Annotated in this window: 17 protein-coding genes and 3 tRNA genes; 12 read left to right on the top strand and 8 right to left on the bottom strand. The window is 52.9% G+C overall.

Features of this window, described 5'->3' with window-relative positions; genetic code table 11:
• Positions 1 to 201: 201 nt before the first annotated feature.
• Together ACOTY5_RS16660 and ACOTY5_RS16655 are read left to right on the top strand one after the other, a co-directional pair.
• Positions 202 to 1131: a formate/nitrite transporter family protein gene (locus ACOTY5_RS16660; protein ID WP_045141725.1), complete on the top strand. Its 930-nt coding sequence runs from the start codon at positions 202 to 204 to the stop codon at positions 1129 to 1131.
• A gap of 75 nt (positions 1132 to 1206) precedes the next feature.
• Positions 1207 to 1278, top strand: a tRNA-Arg gene (locus tag ACOTY5_RS16655).
• Between the two features lie 13 nt (positions 1279 to 1291).
• On the opposite strand, the gene ACOTY5_RS16650 is transcribed toward ACOTY5_RS16655, so the two are convergent.
• Positions 1292 to 2671 carry a diguanylate cyclase gene (locus ACOTY5_RS16650; protein WP_062934024.1) on the bottom strand — a complete coding sequence of 460 codons (1380 nt, stop codon included), beginning with the start codon at positions 2669 to 2671 and terminating at the stop codon, positions 1292 to 1294.
• Positions 2672 to 2939: 268 nt separating this feature from the next.
• On the opposite strand from ACOTY5_RS16650, the gene lpxP reads away from it, so the two are divergent.
• Both lpxP and ypdK read left to right on the top strand, forming a co-directional pair.
• Positions 2940 to 3860: a kdo(2)-lipid IV(A) palmitoleoyltransferase gene (gene lpxP, locus ACOTY5_RS16645; RefSeq protein WP_026080619.1), complete on the top strand. Its 921-nt coding sequence runs from the start codon at positions 2940 to 2942 to the stop codon at positions 3858 to 3860.
• A gap of 359 nt (positions 3861 to 4219) precedes the next feature.
• A complete protein-coding gene (ypdK, locus tag ACOTY5_RS16640; protein WP_099458937.1) occupies positions 4220 to 4291 on the top strand; it encodes a membrane protein YpdK in 72 nt (23 codons plus the stop codon).
• A 58-nt stretch (positions 4292 to 4349) separates the two neighbouring features.
• Here ypdK and alaC read toward each other — a convergent pair whose 3' ends face one another.
• Complete coding sequence (gene alaC / locus ACOTY5_RS16635; RefSeq protein WP_017383460.1) at positions 4350 to 5585, bottom strand: alanine transaminase; 1236 nt, start codon at positions 5583 to 5585, stop codon at positions 4350 to 4352.
• Positions 5586 to 5971: 386 nt separating this feature from the next.
• On the opposite strand from alaC, the gene ACOTY5_RS16630 reads away from it, so the two are divergent.
• Positions 5972 to 7669, top strand: coding sequence for a sensor histidine kinase (locus tag ACOTY5_RS16630; protein ID WP_033487397.1), 1698 nt, complete (start codon positions 5972 to 5974; stop codon positions 7667 to 7669).
• A 13-nt stretch (positions 7670 to 7682) separates the two neighbouring features.
• Positions 7683 to 8414, top strand: a complete 732-nt coding sequence (locus ACOTY5_RS16625) for a LytR/AlgR family response regulator transcription factor (RefSeq protein WP_017383462.1) — start codon at positions 7683 to 7685, stop codon at positions 8412 to 8414.
• A 35-nt stretch (positions 8415 to 8449) separates the two neighbouring features.
• On the opposite strand, the gene glk is transcribed toward ACOTY5_RS16625, so the two are convergent.
• Positions 8450 to 9415 carry a glucokinase gene (gene glk / locus ACOTY5_RS16620; RefSeq protein WP_003861352.1) on the bottom strand — a complete coding sequence of 322 codons (966 nt, stop codon included), beginning with the start codon at positions 9413 to 9415 and terminating at the stop codon, positions 8450 to 8452.
• A gap of 205 nt (positions 9416 to 9620) precedes the next feature.
• On the opposite strand from glk, the gene ACOTY5_RS16615 reads away from it, so the two are divergent.
• A complete protein-coding gene (locus ACOTY5_RS16615) occupies positions 9621 to 10856 on the top strand; it encodes an ion channel protein (protein WP_045141727.1) in 1236 nt (411 codons plus the stop codon).
• Here the strand turns inward: ACOTY5_RS16615 and ipdC are convergent, their stop codons facing one another.
• A complete protein-coding gene (gene ipdC / locus ACOTY5_RS16610) occupies positions 10857 to 12515 on the bottom strand; it encodes an indolepyruvate decarboxylase (RefSeq protein WP_017692977.1) in 1659 nt (552 codons plus the stop codon).
• Positions 12516 to 12701: 186 nt separating this feature from the next.
• On the opposite strand from ipdC, the gene mgrA reads away from it, so the two are divergent.
• Positions 12702 to 13700 carry an L-glyceraldehyde 3-phosphate reductase gene (gene mgrA, locus ACOTY5_RS16605; protein WP_045141728.1) on the top strand — a complete coding sequence of 333 codons (999 nt, stop codon included), beginning with the start codon at positions 12702 to 12704 and terminating at the stop codon, positions 13698 to 13700.
• Positions 13701 to 13826: 126 nt separating this feature from the next.
• Entirely contained in the window at positions 13827 to 14174 is a 348-nt protein-coding gene (locus tag ACOTY5_RS16600; RefSeq protein WP_015572233.1) for a DUF2502 domain-containing protein, read from the top strand.
• Between the two features lie 33 nt (positions 14175 to 14207).
• On the opposite strand, the gene ACOTY5_RS16595 is transcribed toward ACOTY5_RS16600, so the two are convergent.
• Positions 14208 to 15446, bottom strand: coding sequence for an Nramp family divalent metal transporter (locus ACOTY5_RS16595; protein WP_023295104.1), 1239 nt, complete (start codon positions 15444 to 15446; stop codon positions 14208 to 14210).
• A 345-nt stretch (positions 15447 to 15791) separates the two neighbouring features.
• On the opposite strand from ACOTY5_RS16595, the gene nupC reads away from it, so the two are divergent.
• Positions 15792 to 16979 (top strand): nucleoside permease NupC, encoded by a 1188-nt coding sequence (gene nupC / locus ACOTY5_RS16590; protein ID WP_006811440.1) that lies wholly within the window; start codon positions 15792 to 15794, stop codon positions 16977 to 16979.
• Positions 16980 to 17024: 45 nt separating this feature from the next.
• On the opposite strand, the gene ACOTY5_RS16585 is transcribed toward nupC, so the two are convergent.
• The 3 genes from ACOTY5_RS16585 to ACOTY5_RS16575 form a co-directional block, all read right to left on the bottom strand.
• Positions 17025 to 19214 (bottom strand): sensor domain-containing phosphodiesterase, encoded by a 2190-nt coding sequence (locus ACOTY5_RS16585; protein WP_062934023.1) that lies wholly within the window; start codon positions 19212 to 19214, stop codon positions 17025 to 17027.
• A gap of 212 nt (positions 19215 to 19426) precedes the next feature.
• Positions 19427 to 19502, bottom strand: a tRNA-Ala gene (locus ACOTY5_RS16580).
• A 41-nt stretch (positions 19503 to 19543) separates the two neighbouring features.
• Positions 19544 to 19619: transfer RNA gene (locus ACOTY5_RS16575), tRNA-Ala, on the bottom strand.
• 217 nt (positions 19620 to 19836) lie between these two features.
• On the opposite strand from ACOTY5_RS16575, the gene ACOTY5_RS16570 reads away from it, so the two are divergent.
• Positions 19837 to 20199, top strand: coding sequence for a YfeC-like transcriptional regulator (locus ACOTY5_RS16570; RefSeq protein ID WP_039270229.1), 363 nt, complete (start codon positions 19837 to 19839; stop codon positions 20197 to 20199).
• 1 nt (position 20200) lies between these two features.
• Positions 20201 to 20587, top strand: coding sequence for a YfeC-like transcriptional regulator (locus ACOTY5_RS16565; RefSeq protein ID WP_017383469.1), 387 nt, complete (start codon positions 20201 to 20203; stop codon positions 20585 to 20587).
• Positions 20588 to 20617 lie beyond the last annotated feature (30 nt).

Below are 20617 nucleotides of genomic sequence, written 5' to 3'. Positions count from 1 at the left end.
GGACAATGACGACCCGCTCGCGTCATCACGCTAATTTCAGCATAGCCTGTCTTTCGGAATTCGTTTCGCTGGCAATTTTATATTGGCTTTGAAAGAGATGTCTCACCTTTATTGCCATTTTCAGCAATTTAAGAGCATCCCCACGGGGAAAGCGCTAAAAGCCGCTACGCTTAAATGAGCAATTACCCCGAAGGAGCTGTTATGAAAGACATTAGCGAAGAGAAAATTGGTGAAAGCAAAGAGGAACATGAGGTTGAAAGCGAGGAGAAAGACCGGGGAGAAGAGATAGAAGTCGATGAAGATCGCCTGCCGTCGCGCGCCATGGCTATTCATGAGCATATTCGCCAGGACGGGGAAAAAGAGATGGAGCGCGACGCGATGGCCCTGCTGTGGTCAGCCATTGCAGCCGGTCTGTCGATGGGTGCCTCTCTGCTCGCCAAAGGGATATTTCACGTTCAGCTGGAAGGCGTACCGGGCGGTTTTTTGCTGGAAAATTTAGGCTACACGTTCGGCTTTATTATCGTCATTATGGCGCGACAGCAGCTTTTTACGGAGAATACCGTCACTGCCGTACTGCCCGTCATGCAAAATCCGACCCTCGGTAATTTCGGTTTACTGATGCGCCTGTGGAGCGTCGTGCTGCTGGGGAACCTGATCGGTACGGGCATAGCCGCCTGGGCGTTCGAGTATATGCCAATATTTGATGAACCGACCCGCGACGCATTTGTGAAAATTGGCATGGATGTGATGAAAAACACGCCGGTTGAAATGTTCTCTAATGCCATAATTTCCGGCTGGATCATCGCCACTATGGTCTGGATGTTCCCGTCAGCGGGCAGCGCGAAAATCGTGGTGATTATCCTGATGACCTGGCTTATCGCACTCGCCGATACCACACACATTGTTGTCGGAACTGTTGAAATCCTTTATCTGGTATTTAACGGCACACTCCACTGGAGCGACTTTTTCTGGCCGTTCGCCCTGCCAACCCTCGCAGGCAACATTTGTGGCGGGACCTTTATCTTTGCGCTGCTGAGCCATGCGCAAATCCGTAACGACATGTCCAACAAGCGTAAGGCCGAGCTTAAGGCTCAGGAAAAAAAGGATAAAACTGCCGAAAAATCGGCGTGAACGGTGACTCTTTGACCAGTCAGGCGGCAATGCGCTTAACGAAAAGTGTAAATAACGCTATACTCTTGCCGCTTCGTCCCCTTAGTTAAATGGATATAACGAGCCCCTCCTAAGGGCTAGTTGCAGGTTCGATTCCTGCAGGGGACACTTCTGTCTTTCCTTACGCCCCCTTCCAAAGCTCCACGCAGTTTCGGCCACGCCGTTTCGCGCCGTATAAGGCTTCATCCGCCGCCTGAATCAATCGCTCGTAATCGGGATGCCCGTTGAACATCGCAACGCCTATCGAGAGGGAGAGCGGGATAATATCGCCGGTTGGGGAGTTAACCTTGATTTTTTCCACCCGCCTGCGGATACGCTCGGCAATTCGCAGCGCGTCCACCTCTGAGATTTCCGTTAGCACAATCAGAAATTCATCGCCGCCGTAGCGAAAAACGTAATCACAGGTTCGCACGTTGTCGTAGAACGCGCCGGAGACTTTTCGCAGGATCTCGTCCCCGGTATTGTGCCCCCAGGTATCGTTGATTTGTTTAAATTTGTCGACGTCAATCAGCAGCGTCGAGAGCTTTGTTCCCGCCCGGGTAGCGTGCAGGATTTCGCGTTTGAAGATGGTTGGCAGGAAACGGCGATTCAACAGGCGGGTCAGGACATCAACCCCCACCTCGTGTCGCGACACTTCGTCAAAAAGTTCGCGCAAAAGCGTGATGATTTGCGAGAGGGTATTACGCATTCGCTGCAAGAATTTATCCCGCTGCGCTTTATCACTCAGACCCTGCCCTGCAAGACGGACCTCGTTAAAAAGGTCATCGAATTCCTGAATCAGACGAGAGATATGACCGGCCTCAGCGATGCCGCTGAAATAGTGCCGACCTTTATGGCTAAACCACAGTCCAAATTCAGACTGCCCCAGCGGCAGACTGTTGCCGATACTGGAATTAAGCGTGATCTTATACAGAAGCACCATTTCCCATGACAGCAGCGCCGCGGTCTGTCTCTCCTTCTCCTCTTCTGCGTTCTCCATTAAGGAAAAGATGCGATAATTTTCGTCCTCTTTCGCCGCATTGTTCTCGCTAAATACATAGGCCCGCGACATCACTTCCATGGCCAGATCGATACTGTTTATCGCGTAGTGATAAATATGCAGCTTCACCTCAGGCGAATGGGCGCTGGTAGTAATGACAGGTAACAGCAGCTTTTTCAGAACACGGAAGCCCATTTCGACTAAATCAACCGAAATACCAATACGGGCATGAACATCCGCAGCGCGCTGCTGCGCCCGCATCTGCTCTTCAACCTGCTCCACACGGCATGAGAGCACATCAATAAGCCAGCGACGAAGCGCCTCCTGAAGCTGCCTCTCCACCTGTTCGGTGGTCAGGAATTCAGCTGCCGATGGATCTGCCAGCACAACACGATAGAATTCAGCGACCAGTGGCATTGCATTATCCCTGGCAAGCTCAGTCGCAAGCCAGTGCACATCGGGATCGGTTTCATTAATCAGCTTCACCCACTCTTCTTTCACCGTTTGCAGGTAGGTTTCCATGGTCTGCACCTTCAGGAGACATGCGGGAACGCAGATTTAACAATAGCAAAATCAAACCACTCCGCAATTGCCGCTTTTTTAAACAAAAACGAGTGATAGCTCATAATGTATAACGGTGCTACATTATGCCGCCCACCCAAGTCAGCAATGGCCAGGCAACGTCGTAAAGAACGGTAAAGCCTGCAACCATGACCTCGTCCTACGGTCTCAATGGCACGTGGTATCGCGAAGTCTGCGCTACCTTCACAGGCTTCACATAGGTTCCACTATTTTGTCTCAATCCAAATTTCAGCGGGCGTTTCTGCACCCGCGCTACTGGTTTACATGGTTCGGCCTTGGCGTGCTTTGGCTGCTGGTTCAACTTCCATATCCCGTGATCCGTTTCCTGGGTTCTAAGCTCGGCAGCGCATCGCGTTACTTTCTTAAGCGCCGTGAATCCATTGCCCGAAAAAATCTCGAACTTTGCTTTCCGCATTACAATGCCCAGCAGCGCGAAACGCTGATTGCGGAAAACTTTAAATCTATCGGTATGGCGCTGCTTGAAACCGGTATGGCCTGGTTCTGGCCAGATGAGCGTGTCCGTAAATGGTTTGACGTGGAAGGCCTGGATAACCTGAAACGTGCCCAGATGCAAAACCGCGGCGTGATGGTTGTGGGTGTGCATTTTATGTCGCTTGAGCTGGGCGGCCGCGTTATGGGTCTTTGTCAGCCGATGATGGCAACCTATCGCCCGCATAACAGCGCGCTGATGGAATGGGTACAAACGCGGGGCCGCATGCGTTCAAATAAGGCGATGATCAGCCGTAACAATCTGCGCGGTATGGTTGGCGCCCTGAAAAAAGGGGAAGCCGTCTGGTTTGCCCCGGACCAGGACTACGGTCCTAAAGGCAGCAGTTTTGCCCCTTTCTTTGCGGTTAAAGATGTCGCTACGACGAACGGTACCTTTGTGATTTCACGTCTCTCAGGCGCCGCGATGTTGACGGTGACCATGGTCAGAAAAGCGGATAAGTCAGGCTATCGTCTGCATATCTCCCCAGAGATGGCGAACTATCCTGAAGATGAGAGTGAAGCCGCGACCTTTATCAATAAGGTGATTGAGTTTGAGATTATGCGTGCACCTGAGCAGTATCTGTGGATGCACCGCCGCTTTAAAACCCGTCCCCTGGGCGAAGCCTCACTCTATATCTGACCCCTGCCGAAGGTTAGTTTCGCTAAGAAACTAACCTTTTCAAACACCTGTAATCGCAGTGCGTAACGGCTTTTTTCGACCGTCGCTCAACAGGCATTTATTGCGTACCGAAATCAAACTGTCGCCGTTCCACGACACTCGTAAGTGTAGGAAATTATTTAAAAAAATGCCTCTTGTCACTCCTGAAATTTAGGCGTACATTAGCGCCGTCTGGCGACAGGAAAGCACAGAATTCAGAGCTGAAGTTAGCGACGTCACGGGATAATTCCGATTTCCCCTTTCGCATGATTTCAACTCTCTATACTCAGTTGGACTCTGTTTTTTTAATGCGTACCGGAAGATACGCGGAGCGATGAAACGTGAAATATTTCTTTATGGGCATTTCGGTTATTGTTTTAGTTTGGGCCGGAACGTTTGCTCTGATGATCTAGTTAAGAAAATGCAGTCAAAAAAACAGGCGCCGTTGGCGCCTGTTTTTTTTGTTGTCCGTTACGACTCGGGTTGTTCCGCAACGCTCTTCGCTGCAAGCAGGCCATCCGCGCGGAACATGCTTTTAATGCCCCGCACTGCCTGACGGATACGGTCGCTGTTTTCAATCAGCGCGAAACGCACGTGCGTGTCACCGTAGTCACCAAAGCCAATGCCTGGAGAGACGCAAACCTTCGCGTCCTGAAGCAGTTTTTTGGCAAATTCCAGAGAACCCATCGCCGCATACGGCTCAGGAATTTTCGCCCAGACGTACATAGAGGCTTTAGGCATTTCCACCATCCAGCCTGCTTCATGAAGCCCTTTTACCAGCACATCACGGCGGCGTTTATACTGAGCGGCAATATCGAGCACGCATTGCTGATCCCCTTCCAGCGCCGCGATGGCCGCGACCTGTAACGGCGTAAAGGTGCCATAGTCATGGTAGCTTTTAATACGCGCCAGGGCGCTCACCAGCGTTTTGTTTCCCACCATAAAACCAATTCGCCAGCCCGCCATGTTGTAGCTTTTCGACAGGGTGAAAAACTCAACCGCCACATCGCGGGCACCGGGTACCTGCATAATTGACGGCGCTTTCCAGCCATCATAAACGATATCGGCGTAGGCGAGATCGTGTACCACCAGCACGTCGTAACGCTTAGCCAGCGCGACCACTTTCTCGAAGAATTCGAGTTCAACGCATTGTGCTGTTGGGTTTGACGGGAAACCGAGGATCATCATTTTCGGCTTCGGATAGCTTTCACGAATCGCCCGTTCCAGCTCGTTAAAGAAGTCGACGCCTTCCACCAGCGGGACAGAACGCACCTGCGCGCCGGCAATCACCGCCCCATAGATGTGAATCGGGTAGCTCGGATTCGGCACCAGTACGGTATCGCCGTGATCCAGCGTCGCCAGCATCAGGTGGGCCAGCCCCTCTTTGGAGCCAATGGTCACAATCGCTTCACTTTCAGGATCGATATCGACCTGATAACGATCCTGATACCAGCGGGAGATCGCCCGACGTAAGCGTGGAATGCCGCGTGAGGTGGAATACCCATGGGTATCAGGACGCTGCGCAACCGTGCAGAGTTTCTCAACGATATGCGGCGGCGTTGGGCCGTCAGGGTTACCCATACTGAAATCGATAATGTCTTCGCCGCGCCGACGCGCAGCCATTTTCAGTTCAGCAGTGATATTGAAAACATAAGGGGGGAGACGATCGATACGCGTAAAACGGCGTTCAGGACTGAATTCAGCCATAGATTCCTCAGAGTCACGTTAGCGCCCGGACCGTCCGAGCGACGCTGCCACCCGTGTGGCGTGCTTAGAAAATAACCTGAAGAAAAAGACGCTGTCGAGAGGATAACGGCAAAACAATATTTTGCGCTAAAACGGGAATGTGATTGCAGTGAAAAGCGGAACTCTTATCGCGAACAGGCAGTTTTAAGCGCTACGATTTAACACAATATTTTCAGTATCGTTACCTGACGTTTCTCCCCAAACGGAAAAGCACCGGCTTTCAGTCAAAAGCCAGCAATCCCCTTTGAGAATTATGGTTTTTCCCCATTTGATAAATCTGATGGATAGCTGGTCATCAGGCCCTATGTTTTCTATCATAGATTTTTCCCGTTTTCCCAGGCCTGACCGTGCACGAAATCTTCAATATGCTCCTGGCGGTGTTCGACCGCGCGGCATTAATGCTGATCTGTCTCTTTTTCCTTATCCGCATCCGCTTGTTCCGCGAACTGTTGCATAAATCTGCCCATTCGCCAAAAGAGCTGCTGGCCGTCACGTTTATCTTTTCGATGTTTGCCCTGTTCAGCACCTGGTCCGGCGTGCCGGTAGAAGGCTCGCTGGTGAACGTGCGCATTATCGCCGTCATGTCGGGCGGGATCCTCTTTGGTCCCTGGGTCGGGATTATCACAGGCATTATCGCCGGCACCCATCGGTACCTGATTGATATTGGCGGCGTGACGGCCGTCCCCTGCTTTATCACCAGCATTATTGCCGGGCTGCTCTCGGGCTGGATTAACCGCAAAATCCCGAAAAAGCAGCACTGGCGTGCGGGGATTATCGCGGGGATGGTCTGCGAAACGCTGACCATGATCCTGGTCATCGTCTGGGCGCCAACCGTTGCGCTGGGTCTGGATATCGTCTCGAAGATCGGTATTCCTATGATCCTCGGGAGCGTCTGTATCGGTTTTATCGTGCTGCTGGTGCAAAGCGTGGAGGGCGAAAAAGAGGCCAGCGCCGCGCGTCAGGCCAAGCTGGCGCTGGATATCGCCAACAAGACGCTGCCGCTTTTCCGACACGTTAACGCCGAATCTTTACGTCAGGTTTGCGATATCATCCGCCGTGATATTCACGCCGATGCGGTCGCCATCACCAATATTGACCACGTGCTGGCTTACGTTGGCGTCGGGGAGCACAATTATCGCGACAGCGACGATACCATCAGCCCGACCACCAGACAGGCGATTAACTACGGAAAAATCATCATTAAAAACAATGATGAAGCCCACCGGACGCCAGAGATCCACTCAATGCTGGTGATCCCGCTGTGGGAAAAAGGCGTGGTCACGGGGACGCTGAAAATTTACTACTGCCATGCGCACCAAATCACCTCCTCGCTCCAGGAGATGGCGATTGGCCTGTCGCAGATTATCTCCACTCAACTTGAGGTTTCGCGTGCAGAGCAGCTGCGCGAGATGGCAAATAAGGCAGAGCTGCGCGCCCTGCAAAGCAAGATCAATCCCCATTTCCTGTTTAACGCGCTGAACGCTATCTCCTCTTCCATCCGTCTGAATCCGGATACCGCGCGGCAGCTGATATTTAATCTGTCGCGCTATCTGCGCTACAACATTGAGCTAAAAGACGACGAGCAGATCGACATCAAAAAAGAGCTGTATCAAATCAAGGATTACATCGCCATCGAGCAGGCTCGCTTTGGCGATAAGCTCACGGTCATTTACGATATTGATGAAGAGGTCAGCTGCGTGATCCCAAGTCTGCTGATCCAGCCTCTGGTGGAAAACGCCATTGTTCACGGTATTCAGCCGTGTAAAGGCAAAGGCGTAGTAACGATTAGCGTGACGGAAAGCGGTAACCGCGTGCGTATCGCCGTGCGCGATACCGGGCACGGCATCGATCCTAAAGTCATCGAGCGCGTCAAATCAAACGAAATGCCGGGCAACAAGATCGGACTGCTGAATGTGCATCACCGGGTCAAACTGCTGTACGGTGACGGGCTGCATATTCACCGTCTTGAGCCGGGCACCGAAATTGCCTTTTATGTTCCGAATGAGCGAACGCCCGTGAATGCCCCCATATCCTTGTTGCCGTAGGCCGGAGTAACAGATGAAAGTCATCATCGTAGAAGATGAAATTCTGGCTCAACAGGAGTTGAGCTGGCTTATCAAAACCCACAGCCAGATGGAGATTGTTGGCTGTTTTGAGGATGGTCTGGACGTGCTGAAATTTTTACAGCATAACCGGGTCGACGCGATATTCCTCGATATTAATATTCCGTCGCTGGACGGCGTCCTGCTGGCGCAAAATATCAATCAGTTCGCCCACAAGCCGTTTATTGTGTTTGTCACCGCGTGGAAAGAGCATGCCGTGGAGGCCTTCGAGCTTGAGGCGTTTGACTATATTCTCAAGCCGTACCAGGAGTCGCGTATTATCAGCATGCTGCATAAGCTGGAAGCCGCGTGGCAGCAGCAGGCATTACCCGCCAGTGCCAGCCCGGTAGCGCGGGAAAACGACACGATTAATCTGGTGAAGGACGAACGGATCATCGTCACGCCTGTCGACGATATTTACTATGCCGAAGCGCATGAAAAAATGACGTTTGTCTATACGCGGCGTGAATCCTACGTCATGGCGATGAACATCACCGAATTCTGCAATAAACTCCCGGCCGCTCACTTCTTCCGCTGCCACCGCTCGTTCTGCGTCAACCTGAACAAGATCCGCGAAATCGAACCCTGGTTTAACAACACCTATATTTTGCGGCTGAAGGATCTGGATTTTCAGGTGCCGGTAAGCCGCAGCAGAGTGAAAGAGTTCCGCCAGCTCATGCACCTGTAGCGCGTTCCCTCTCCCGCAGGAGAGGGGAATGAGCGTCAGAGAATCTGACCGAGTACCTGACGCAGATGCGCGCCGGAGCCCAGTAAGCCTGGGTTATCGTGGACAATCAGGTAAACAGGAATGTCCTGGACATAGCTTCTGAAGCGGCCTTTGTCTTCGAAGCCGCCACGGAAGCCGGAGGCGGTAAAGAAATCGAGGAAGCGCGGCACGATCCCGCCCGCAATATAGACCCCGCCAAAGGTGCCAAGGTTCAGCGCCAGGTTGCCGCCGAAACGCCCCATGATGACGCAGAACAGCGACAAAGCACGGCGGCAGTCAATACAGCTGTCGGCCAGCGCGCGTTCGGTCACATCTTTCGGTTGCAGATTTTCCGGCAGACGACCGTCTGATTTTACAATCGCCCGATACAGGTTCACCAGACCCGGACCAGAAAGCACCCGCTCGGCCGACACGTGGCCAATCTCGGCGCGTAGCTCTTCAAGAATAATGCCCTCTTCTTCGCTGTTCGGCGCAAAATCCACATGACCGCCCTCGCCCGGCAGGCTGACCCAGCGTTTGTCGACGTGAACCAGGTGCGCCACCCCCAGGCCGGTGCCCGCGCCGTAAACGGCAATCGGTTTGCCTTCAACCGGGGCCGTACCGCCGAACTGAATCAGATGCTCTGGTTTAAGCATTGGGATAGCCATGGAAACCGCAGTGAAGTCGTTGATTATTTCAAGGTGCGAGAAGCCGAGGTTTTTCCGCATTTCGGCAATTGAGAAGGCCCACGTGTGGTTGGTCATCGCCACCCAGTCACCGGTGATCGGACAGGCGATGGCGATACAACCGTCTTCAACGCTCACTTTATGCTCTTCCAGATAGACGCGAACCACCGCTTCCAGGCTTGGGTAATCCAGCCCTGAATAGGTTTTCGCCTGAGAAATTTCACCGCTGTTCACATCGCACAGGGCAAGGCGCGCGTTGGTGCCGCCTACATCACCTACCAAAGCATACTTTGTCATTCTTCTACTGCTCCGCTAAAGTCAGAATAAATCTTTGGGACACTGTAAATTCAAGGCGTGATAACAACAACGACCAGAAGGTGACTGCCCATGGATTATCGATCTTCGTCACATTATAACTTTACCGTTTCAGCACCTTTTGCACTATTGCCACAATGCTGATTGTGCAAAGTAACGTTAAGCCGTTTTGTACAAGGAAATCATCATGCTCCATCCGCGAGCCAGAACCATGCTGTTATTGGCTGTCCCGGCGCTGATTATTGGCGTGGCGTCGAGCCTGGTGCTCATCGTCGTCATGAAAGTGGCGGCGGTGCTGCAAACGATTTTATGGACCGCGCTTCCGGTAAAACTCGGCATCAGCATTGACTCGCCGGGCTGGATCATGATGATGCTGACCCTGACCGGGATTGCCGTAGGGCTGGTGATCCGCTATAGCCCGGGTCATGCCGGGCCGGACCCGGCACTGGAACCCTTGATTGGCGCCCCTGTCTCTCCCTCTGCTCTGCCGGGGCTTATTATCGCGCTGATTATCGGTCTTGCGGGCGGCGTAAGCCTCGGGCCTGAACATCCCATTATGGCGGTTAATATCGCGCTGGCGGTCTTTCTGGGGGCGCGTCTTTTTCCGCGCGTTGGCGCGCTGGACTGGACGATCCTGGCGTCAGCAGGCACCATCGGGGCGCTGTTTGGCACTCCGGTCGCGGCTGCGCTCATTTTTTCGCAAACGCTCAGCAGTGATCATGAAGTACCGCTGTGGGATAAACTCTTCGCGCCGCTAATGGCCGCCGCTGCGGGAGCCCTCACCACCAGCCTGTTTTTCCATCCCCATTTTTCACTCTCCATCCCCCACTACGGCCAGATGCAACTCACCGATATTTTCAGCGGTGCCGTCGTCGTCGCGATCGCCATTGCGCTGGGGATGGTCGCGGTATGGTGTCTCCCTCGCCTGCATCGCCTGATGCACAGGCTGAAGCATCCGGTGCTGATTCTGGGCATGGGGGGTTTTATTCTGGGCGTTTTAGGCGCCATCGGCGGGACGGTTACGCTGTTTAAGGGTCTGGACGAAATGCAGCAGCTGGCCTTCAGCCAGGTCTTTAGCGTCTCCGATTATCTGCTGTTCGCGCTGGTAAAACTGGCGGCGCTGGTGGTCGCTGCGGCCTGTGGTTTCAGGGGAGGTCGAATCTTCCCGGCGGTATTTGTTGGCGTCGCGCTGGGGCTGATGCTGCATGAGCACGTTGACGCTGTCCCTGCGGCGATTACCGTCTCCTGTTCCATTCTGGGACTGGTACTGGTGGTCACGCGCGATGCGTGGCTGAGCCTGTTTATGGCGGCTGTTGTCGTGCCGGATACCACGCTTCTGCCGCTGCTCTGTATCGTGATGTTGCCCGCCTGGCTCCTGCTGGCGGGCAAACCGATGCTGATGGGATGGCGAAACGACAGGTAATCAGGCGTTATTGCGTGCCTCCAGCGCTTTGGTCAGCGCGCTCAGCAGCGGCGGAATATCGGCTTTCGGCAGCATCACCTCGATCAGCGAAAGCCGCTCATGGTGTGCCACTTTATCCAGCACCTCCGCCAGCGCTTCCGCTTCGCTGACGCGCCAGCACTCTGCCTGAGGCGCCAGGCTCAGCGCCTGCGGGATCTGCGTCCAGTTCCAGAGGGCAATATCGTTATAGCGCTGCTCCGGCCCGTGGATGGCCCTTTCCACCGTGTATCCTTCGTTGTTAAGCACCAGAATAATCGGGCGCTGTTTGTCGCGCAGCATCGATCCCAGCTCCTGAATGGTCAACTGCGCGGCGCCGTCACCCGTCAGGACAATCACGCGTCGGTTCGGACACGCCGTTTGCGCGCCAAATGCTGCCGCCAGCGTGTAGCCAATCGATCCCCACAGCGGCTGGACGATAAAGTTCACGTCCGCGGGTAAACGCAGATCGATAGCGCCGAAAGCAGACGTTCCCTGGTCAGCCAGAATAATGTCTCCGGGGCGGATAAACGTTTGCAGGGTACGCCAGAAGCTCTCCTGAGTCAGCGCCCCTTCGATAGTCGGGAACGAAAAGCCGCTGTGATCCAATGGCGCTCGCGTATCACGAACATAGGTTTTACACAGCGCTGTCAGCGTTTCAATGGCCTCCCTCATCGGGATACCCGTAAACCAGACGTCGCCGACGCGGGACGCGTGTGGCTGAACCTCTATCGTCTGGTCTGGCGTCAGCTGGTGGGTAAACCCGGCAGTGAGCGTATCGGTAAAGCGCGTGCCAATACACAGCACCGTATCAGCCCCCTCGATGGCCTCTTTGACCGGCGCGGCGCTCGCCGATCCGCTGTAGGTGCCGTAAAAACCGCTCTGTCGTTCGTCAAAAATGCCCTTGCCCATCAGCATGGTGGCGTGTGCCATCGGCACCTCTTTCACCCACGTCTGAAGGGCCGTGCGCAGACCATGGCGGAGTACCAGGAAGTCCGCTAACAGCGCGGTGCGTTTGCTCGTGGACAAGCGCTTTTCGGCAGCCTCACGGAACGCCTGCAAGCAGGCTGAATCAGCCGGTGCGGGGTTAACAGTGAGAGCGCTTACAGGGGGCGTAGCGGCTTTTTTCGCCACATCAGCGGGCAGCATCAGGTAGCCCGGACGGCGCTCCCGCAGCATAGTGGTCAGGACTCTGTCAATTTCATAGCAGGCGTTTTGTTCGGTAAGTACCGCCTGTGCAACGGTGATGGGTTCGCTCATATGATAGAAATGGCGGAACTCGCCGTCGCCCAACGTATGGTGCAATAACTCTCCTCGCTGCTGCGCCGCCATACCCGGGGCCCCCACAATATGGAGGACGGGAACATGTTCGGCAAAGCTGCCCGCCACACCGTTCATGGCGCTTAACTCCCCAACGCCGAATGTCGTCAGGAGCGCGGCAAAGCCCTTACAGCGGGCATAGCCGTCTGCGGCGTAAGACGCGTTCAGTTCATTGGCACAGCCCACCCAGCAGATGTCCGGGCTGTCTATCACGTGATCGAGAAATTGCAGGTTATAGTCGCCCGGCACGCCAAACAGATGATCGGCACCACAATCTGTTAGTCGGTCCAGCAGGTAATCGGCGACGCAATAGGGGGTACGCATATTATAAGTGTCCTTCTGACGTTGACCTCACTCTGAGTATTAAATAAGCGTGAAGCGTGTCCAGAATTGGCGACAATCAGGGTCTGGAAAGAATGCTTTACGAAAAAAGCTGAGCTATGCTCATTTTCTTCAGGTTAGTGTAAACGTATACACTGATGTTTCTTTCCAGCGCCAGAGGTCTCGCCAATGGGTTATCAGCCTGACAAAAATCGTTATCAGACAATGCAATATCGCCGCTGTGGGCAAAGCGGCCTTAAGCTTCCCGCCATCTCGCTGGGGCTTTGGCATAATTTTGGCGACGCGACGTTACTCGAAAACAGCCGTCAACTTTTACAGCGTGCTTTCGATTTGGGTATTACGCATTTTGACCTTGCCAATAATTACGGCCCGCCTCCTGGTTCGGCCGAACGTAATTTCGGGCGCATTTTGCAGGAGGATTTCCTGCCCTGGCGCGATGAGCTAATCATCTCCACCAAAGCGGGCTACACCATGTGGGACGGGCCTTACGGCGACTGGGGCTCACGTAAATATCTGATCGCCAGCCTGGACCAGAGCCTCAGGCGTATGGGGCTGGAGTATGTCGATATTTTCTATCACCACCGCCCGGATCCACAAACGCCGCTACGTGAAACCATGAAAGCGCTTGACCATGTGGTACGTCAGGGCAAGGCGCTGTACATCGGTCTGTCCAACTACCCGGCAGAAGTGGCAAGGCAGGCGATTGAAATACTGGAGGATCTGGGCACGCCATGTCTGATCCACCAGCCGAAGTACTCCATGTTTGAACGTGCGCCTGAAGAGGGGTTGCTGGACGTGTTGCAGCATAAAGTGGTGGGATGTATCCCCTTCTCCCCCCTGGCGGGCGGACAGTTGACCGATCGCTATCTGAACGGTATCCCGGCGGATTCTCGCGCAGCAAGCGGCAGTAAGTTCCTTAACCCGGAGCAGATCACCGACAAAAAGCTGGAGAAGGTACGCAAGCTGAATGCGCTGGCGGAAAAACGGGGGCAAAAGCTTTCGCAAATGGCGTTGGCCTGGATCCTGCGCCACGATACAGTGAGTTCAGTGCTCATCGGCGCAAGCAAGACCGGACAAATTGAAGATGCAGCAGGCGTGCTTGAAAATTGTCGGTTCACGGCAGAAGAGCTGAAGACGATAGATACGATCCTGTCCAGTTCAGATTAAAAACACTTTTAGCAAAAAGTGCTCTCGTTCATGATTTAGGAGTTGAGGCGATGAAACGAATGTTTACCAACTCGTAAAATTGCGTTAACAGGTCGCACAGCGGCCCCGATCGTGAAGGAGAAGAGTATGTTCAGGTCACTGATTCTTGCAGCGGTATTACTGGCTTCGGCCCCGCTGGTCGCCAGTGCGGGCGAAATCACCCTGTTGCCATCGATTAAATTACAAATTGGCGATCGTGATGACTACGGCAGATACTGGGACGGTGGCTACTGGCGCGACCGTGACTACTGGCACCGCCATTATGAATGGCGTCAAAACCGCTGGTGGAAACACGATAACGGCTATCACCGTGGCTGGGATAAGCGTAAGGCTTACGAACGCGGCTACCGCGAAGGCTGGAACGATCGTGACGACCGCCGTGGCGGCTGGGGTCATGGAAAAGGCAGAGGCCACGGTCACGGCCATCACCATTAACAACAAAAAGGAGCCTTCCGGCTCCTTTTTCTTTTACAGGCCTGCGGCTGTGCCTATCAGCAACCACAAGTTTAACGCCACCACCACGACCACAATGGCCCACCCGGCGCGCTTCACCCACGTCGAATTCACCAGTTCGCCCATCAGCGATTTATTACTGGTGAAGATCAGCAGTGGCACCAGCGCCAGCGCAATCCCGAAACTTAGCAGTACCTGACTCATCACCAGAATGCGGGTCGGATCCAGCCCCATCAGGATCACAACAAAGGAAGGCAGCATCGTGACCGAGCGGCGAACCCACAGCGGAATATGGAAACGTACGAACCCCTGCATCACCACCTGCCCGGCCAGTGTCCCCACAACCGTAGATGAAAGACCCGCAGCAACCAGGCTTAAACCAAAAATAGTGGCAGCGGCATGACTCAGCAACGGCTCCAGCGTCAGGTAAGCCTGGTCGAGATCGGCAACCCCGGTATGCCCGTTAAAGTGGAACGCGGCGGCGGCGGTCGCCATCATCGCCAGATTCACAAATCCGGCAATGGTCATCGCGATAGTCACATCCCATTTCGAGGCGGAGTAGCGCTCTTTACTCGTCCCGCCATGCAGATTCTGGGTTAATGAAGAGTGCAGATAAATGACGTGCGGCATGATGGTCGCCCCCAGCACCCCGGCAGCCAGAAAAACGGCTTCAGAAGTGGGTAACGACGGGATCACCATCCCTTTCGTCAGCTGCGCCAGATTCGGCTGGGAGAAAATCAGCTCAACAATATAGGCGGCAGCGACGAACAGCAGCAGGCCGCCGATGACTTTCTCCAGCGGTTTTTGTCCCCGCCGCTGGAGCATCAGAATCAGGAAAGTGGCGATACCGGTCAGCACGGCCCCCTGAAGCAGGGAGACGCCCAGGATAAGCTTAAAGCCGATCGCCGCCCCGATAAACTCGGCGAGATCGGTGGCCATGGCGATAATTTCCGCCTGAACCCAGTAAAACCAAACTGCCGGACGTGGATAATGATCGCGGATTTGCTCCGCCAGGTTTTTTCCGGTAGCAATACCCAGCTTCGCGGAGAGCATCTGAATCAGCATCGCCATCAGATTGGCCCAGACCACAACCCACAGCAGTTTATAGCCGAAACTGGCCCCGGCCTGAATGTTGGTCGCAAAATTACCCGGATCGATGTAGCCAATCGCGGCAATGAATGCCGGTCCCATTAATGCGAACCGCAGCTTGCGTGCCGCTCTGCCGCTGCTACTCTCTACGCGACTATTCGTCATTTCTGCCTCTGGAAATATAGCCTTTGCTATGTTTTATGCTATCAAAATGAGAATGATTATCAAGTTCATTTGTAACGGTTAACATGATTTCTCTGATAGTCAGGAACGATAGACAGGCAGGTGGAGCAAGGTCACAGAATGTGAAAATGCGCAGACATTTGTGAAGCGTAGCACACAAACTTAACTTTTCACTCATTTACCTAACATAACAAAAATGTCTTGTTGATCACTATTTTTGAGACTCGTCACAGGATGTAACTATAGTGTGGGCTTGATCTCGTTTTCTTTGTGCTTGTTACATAGAATGTGCACGGAAATTAAACCTGCCTCATATTTGGAGCAAATATGGACCGCGTCCTTCATTTTGTCCTGGCACTCGTTGTCGTTACTGCACTTGCATTGCTGGTCAGCACAGACCGCAAAAAAATTCGTATTCGCTATGTTGTCCAACTGCTGGTCATTGAAGTTTTACTTGCGTGGTTCTTCCTGAACTCCAACGTAGGCCTGGGCTTCGTGAAAGGCTTCTCCGAAATGTTCGAAAAACTGCTCGGATTTGCCAACGAAGGGACAAACTTCGTCTTTGGCAGCATGAACGATCAGGGTCTGGCCTTCTTCTTCCTGAAGGTGCTCTGCCCTATCGTCTTCATCTCTGCCCTGATCGGTATCCTTCAGCACATCCGCGTTCTGCCGGTGGTTATCCGTGCGATCGGCTTCCTGTTATCGAAAGTTAACGGCATGGGCAAACTGGAATCCTTTAACGCAGTCAGCTCGCTGATCCTGGGTCAGTCTGAGAACTTCATTGCGTATAAAGATATTCTCGGCAAGATGTCCCGTAACCGCATGTACACCATGGCGGCAACCGCAATGTCTACCGTTTCCATGTCTATCGTGGGCGCGTATATGACCATGCTGGAACCAAAATACGTAGTTGCGGCGCTGGTTCTGAACATGTTCAGCACCTTTATCGTGCTTTCGCTGATTAACCCGTACCGCGTGGATGCCAGCGAAGAGAACATTCAGATGTCAAACCTGCACGAGGGACAGAGCTTCTTCGAAATGCTGGGTGAATACATTCTGGCGGGTTTCAAGGTTGCAATTATCGTCGCCGCGATGCTGATTGGCTTTATCGCGCTGATCGCTGCGCTGAACGCCCTGTTTGCGGCCGTACTCGGTATCTCCTTCCAGGGTATTCTGGGCTACATCTTCTACCCGATTGCCTGGGTGATGGGCGTGCCCGCTCACGAAGCGTTGCAGGTGGGCAGTATCATGGCAACGAAACTGGTTTCCAATGAGTTCGTGGCGATGATGGATCTCCAGAAGATTGCCAGCACACTCTCCCCTCGTGCGGAAGGGATCCTGTCCGTCTTCCTGGTCTCCTTCGCGAACTTCTCTTCCATCGGTATTATCGCTGGTGCGATTAAAGGCCTGAACGAAGAGCAAGGTAACGTCGTTTCGCGCTTTGGCCTGAAGCTGGTTTACGGTTCAACGCTGGTGAGCGTCCTGTCTGCCTCTATTGCAGCACTGGTTCTGTAATTCATACCGTGCAATAAAAACCGGGAGTCCTCGCTCCCGGTTTTTTTATGCCTCCAGCTCCGTCAGGGGCAGTGGTTTACCAATCAAATAGCCCTGCAAATAGTCCACGCCGAATCGCAGCAACATCTCACGTTGTTCAGCCGATTCCACATATTCAGCCACCACACAAAGCGATTTCGTTTTGGCCATGTTGCAAATGGACTGCACGATCATCGCATCCATGCTGTCGGTGCAGATATCTTTCACGAAGCAGCCATCGATCTTAATGATATCGGCCTCCAGCCGCTTCAGGCGCTCAAAGTTGGCATAGCCGGTACCAAAGTCATCAATAGCAATCCGGAAGCCGTAATCCCGCAGCTGCTGGATATTGTTGATGCTGCTTCCCGAGTCAGAGAAAGCCTGTTCCTCGGTGATCTCAATGACGATATCTTGCGGCGCAATGGCGTAGCGTTCAAAAAGCGCGATGATCTCAGCCGCAATCTCATTTTGCATCAGCGTCAGCGGCATCAGATTAACGGAGAACCGCGTTCCGGCCCGTTCGGACGGATGGCTGCGCATCCACATCAGCAATTTTTCCACCACGTTCAGGTCAAATCGGTGGCTCAGGTTAAACTGAGCAATCAGCGGAATAAAGCGATCAGGCGTGATGATCTCACCCTCGCTTTCAAGCCTTGAGAGGATTTCAAAGTACCCTTCCCCACGCGCGTTATGGATTGGCTGGGCGTAAAGGTGAAGCCCACCGATATCAAGGGCGCGTTTTATGCGGGCCAGCATCAGCACTCTGTCCGTCGTCTGACCGGAGACATCATCCAGACTGTTGGTTAACGCCAGGACGTTGTGCCCGGCACAGGACTGCTCGGAGAGCCAGCTCAGCTGACCCAGCGTGTGATGCAGGCTTTCTCCATCCGGCACTTCACCCCAGGAGGCGCCAAACTCGATGTCGAGCTCAGTCTTGTTCCAGATAATCTTACGGCTGTTCAGATGATCAACCATATATTGCAGACGTTCAGCCGTGCCCGGACCCAGCAAGACCACTACCAGCTCACTGCCCGGCAACTGGAAGAGCTTCTCGTCTTTTTGCAATAACGGTTGCAGCGACGCGGTTATCATCTTTTTACAATGTACACGCATGAGGATGCCGTAGTGACGACTCAGGAATTCGAGATTATCCAGGCGCAGGCAGCAGACTTTGGCCTCGGGATGGTGCTGTAAAAACACTTCCAGCGCACGAATGTTAGGCAGACCGGTGAGCGGATCGGTAAGCGCCCTCTCCTGCCACCCCTGTTTCAGCCATTCACTTTTCTGATAGATCCGCGACATGTAAAGCAGGCAGATGGCGAAAGAGATTAGCACCGACAGGATAAAAGAGAGCGAGTGGCCCGATTCAACGCCATTAAGAAAATTATAATTATAGGTCAACAGCATGAGCGCCGAGGCCGCCCAGAATAAAGAGATGAGCGCATAGCTCAGACGACCAATCCCTAGGGTGAAAAGAATGAAAACGATTGGCATCAAATAACCCGCAATAAACTGCGACTCAAAAGGCGCGCATAAAATAGCGATCATCGAGATCAACAGCATCAGCCACACAACGATAAATAACGCTTTTTTGTGACAAAAGAGGGGCTTCACGCTTCGCCGCCAGAATGTTCGGGCATAGTGAGGATTAATAATCATTCTTAACGGATAATAGAACATCATGGTGAAAATCAGGGCGGCACAAATCAGACTCTGAATATCGATAACGTTATAAATTGCAGAGCCTTCGCCGAAATAGGAGGAGATTGTCACCGGGAAATCAAATAAATATCCCGCCAGATACATCGATAATTTGATGCCCACAGGCACCATAAATCCGAGCCAGAAAATACGTATGCCAATGTACTTATTCGGTATGCTGTGTCGCCAGCGCTTGCCCAGCACCAGACGGATGACGCCACAGGCGGCGAAGACGGTAAACGTCTGACAACATAATAATACGGCAGATTGTAGTGGTGCTAAATCAAGATTATAAATATTAGTAATACTAAAACTTAACAGCAAAGGAATGATTGCCCGCCGTCCAAATAACAACACGATGGCGAGCATGGCACTTAAGGGCAACCACGCCAGATAAACATCATTTTCGCTGACGATGGCCCGTGGAGAGATATAACGAGAAAAAGGAATCGCAATCAGGCTTAGCGCCAGGGCAATCATAAATATCTTTACATTATTGTAAATTTTTCTATTCATTAATCCGGATAATCTATTTTACCATCGTCTCATTGACCGCATGGATAATAGGTTTATTAATAACACGAATCAAGTTCAGGTCTATTTATAGACTTGTTTATTGATTTGGATTGAGGTGAGGTGTAGAAAACGACGTTAATTGCAACAAAAACAGTCTAAAATATTTTACAAGATATAAAAAAACCCCCGTCTTGCGACGAGGGTTTAAATTTTGGTGGAGCTAAGCGGGATCGAACCGCTGACCTCTTGCATGCCATGCAAGCGCTCTCCCAGCTGAGCTATAGCCCCACATGTTACTTTACCTACCACACTCTGTTGGGTTCAGAGTTTGGTGGAGCTAAGCGGGATCGAACCGCTGACCTCCTGCATGCCATGCAGGCGCTCTCCCAGCTGAGCTATAGCCCCGTCGTAAAGCTGTCATGTTGACGGGCGGCATAATATGAATTCCGCCGCAGAGTGTCAACGGCAAATTCAGCCTCCGCCTTTCAATCGCCGAAAAATCATGCAAATGAATCACTTTGCGAGCCTGCTCGCAGCCAGGAGTTAAGCTTGTCACGTTTTCACGTAAAACGGTGCTATAAAATGAACCACTAATTAACCCCACAGATATTCAGGAAATTGTATGATCAAGGAACGAATGACGCCAGAAGAGTTAGCCCTGCTGACTGGCTATAGCCGACAGACCATCAATAAATGGGTACGCAAAGAGGGTTGGATTACATCGCCAAAGCCAGGCGTTCAGGGTGGCAAAGCGCGTCTGGTACACGTCAATGAAAAAGTGCGCGACTTTATTCGCAGCGCGCGCAGGGCAACAGAGACGCCAGAACTGCCAGGTAAGGCGTACCACGAGGGCTCGCTTCATGCCCTGCTCCTGACGCTGGCGAATGAAATGACGCCGGAAGAGCAAAAGCAGATGACATCGCTGTTACTGCGGGAAGGGATTACCGGCTTGTTACAACGTTTAGGGATTCGCGACCAACGCTGATATGAAAAGATTACGCAGCAAAATGACCACGGAAGAGCTGGCGGACAGTCTGGGCGTAGCCCGACAAACCGTTAATCGCTGGATACGACAGAAGGGATGGAAAACGGAGGGTATCAACGGTGTAAAAGGCGGAAGAGCGAGGGTGATATGTATTGATGCGCACGTTAAGGAGCACATCATTAGTCTTCCCGCCATTCGTAACCGTCGGGCTGTTTACCATGTGGCGGAAAGCCCTTCCCACTACGGCGTGGCAACCTCATCCAGCCTGCTTCCACAAATTATCGACTCGCTGGAAAACATGACGACTGTCGAACAGGAACGTTTGCACAAGTTGCTCGCTCGTGAAGGGTTGCAGGGTTTTCTCACGCGTCTTGGTATTGCTGAATAACAGGCATAAAAAACGGCAGGGTAACCTGCC

The sequence above is a fragment of the Enterobacter cloacae complex sp. SHL018 genome, from assembly GCF_049237905.1.
Taxonomy (GTDB): Bacteria; Pseudomonadota; Gammaproteobacteria; order Enterobacterales; family Enterobacteriaceae; genus Enterobacter; species Enterobacter hormaechei_C.
This window is presented reverse-complemented; position numbering and strand designations above follow the sequence as displayed.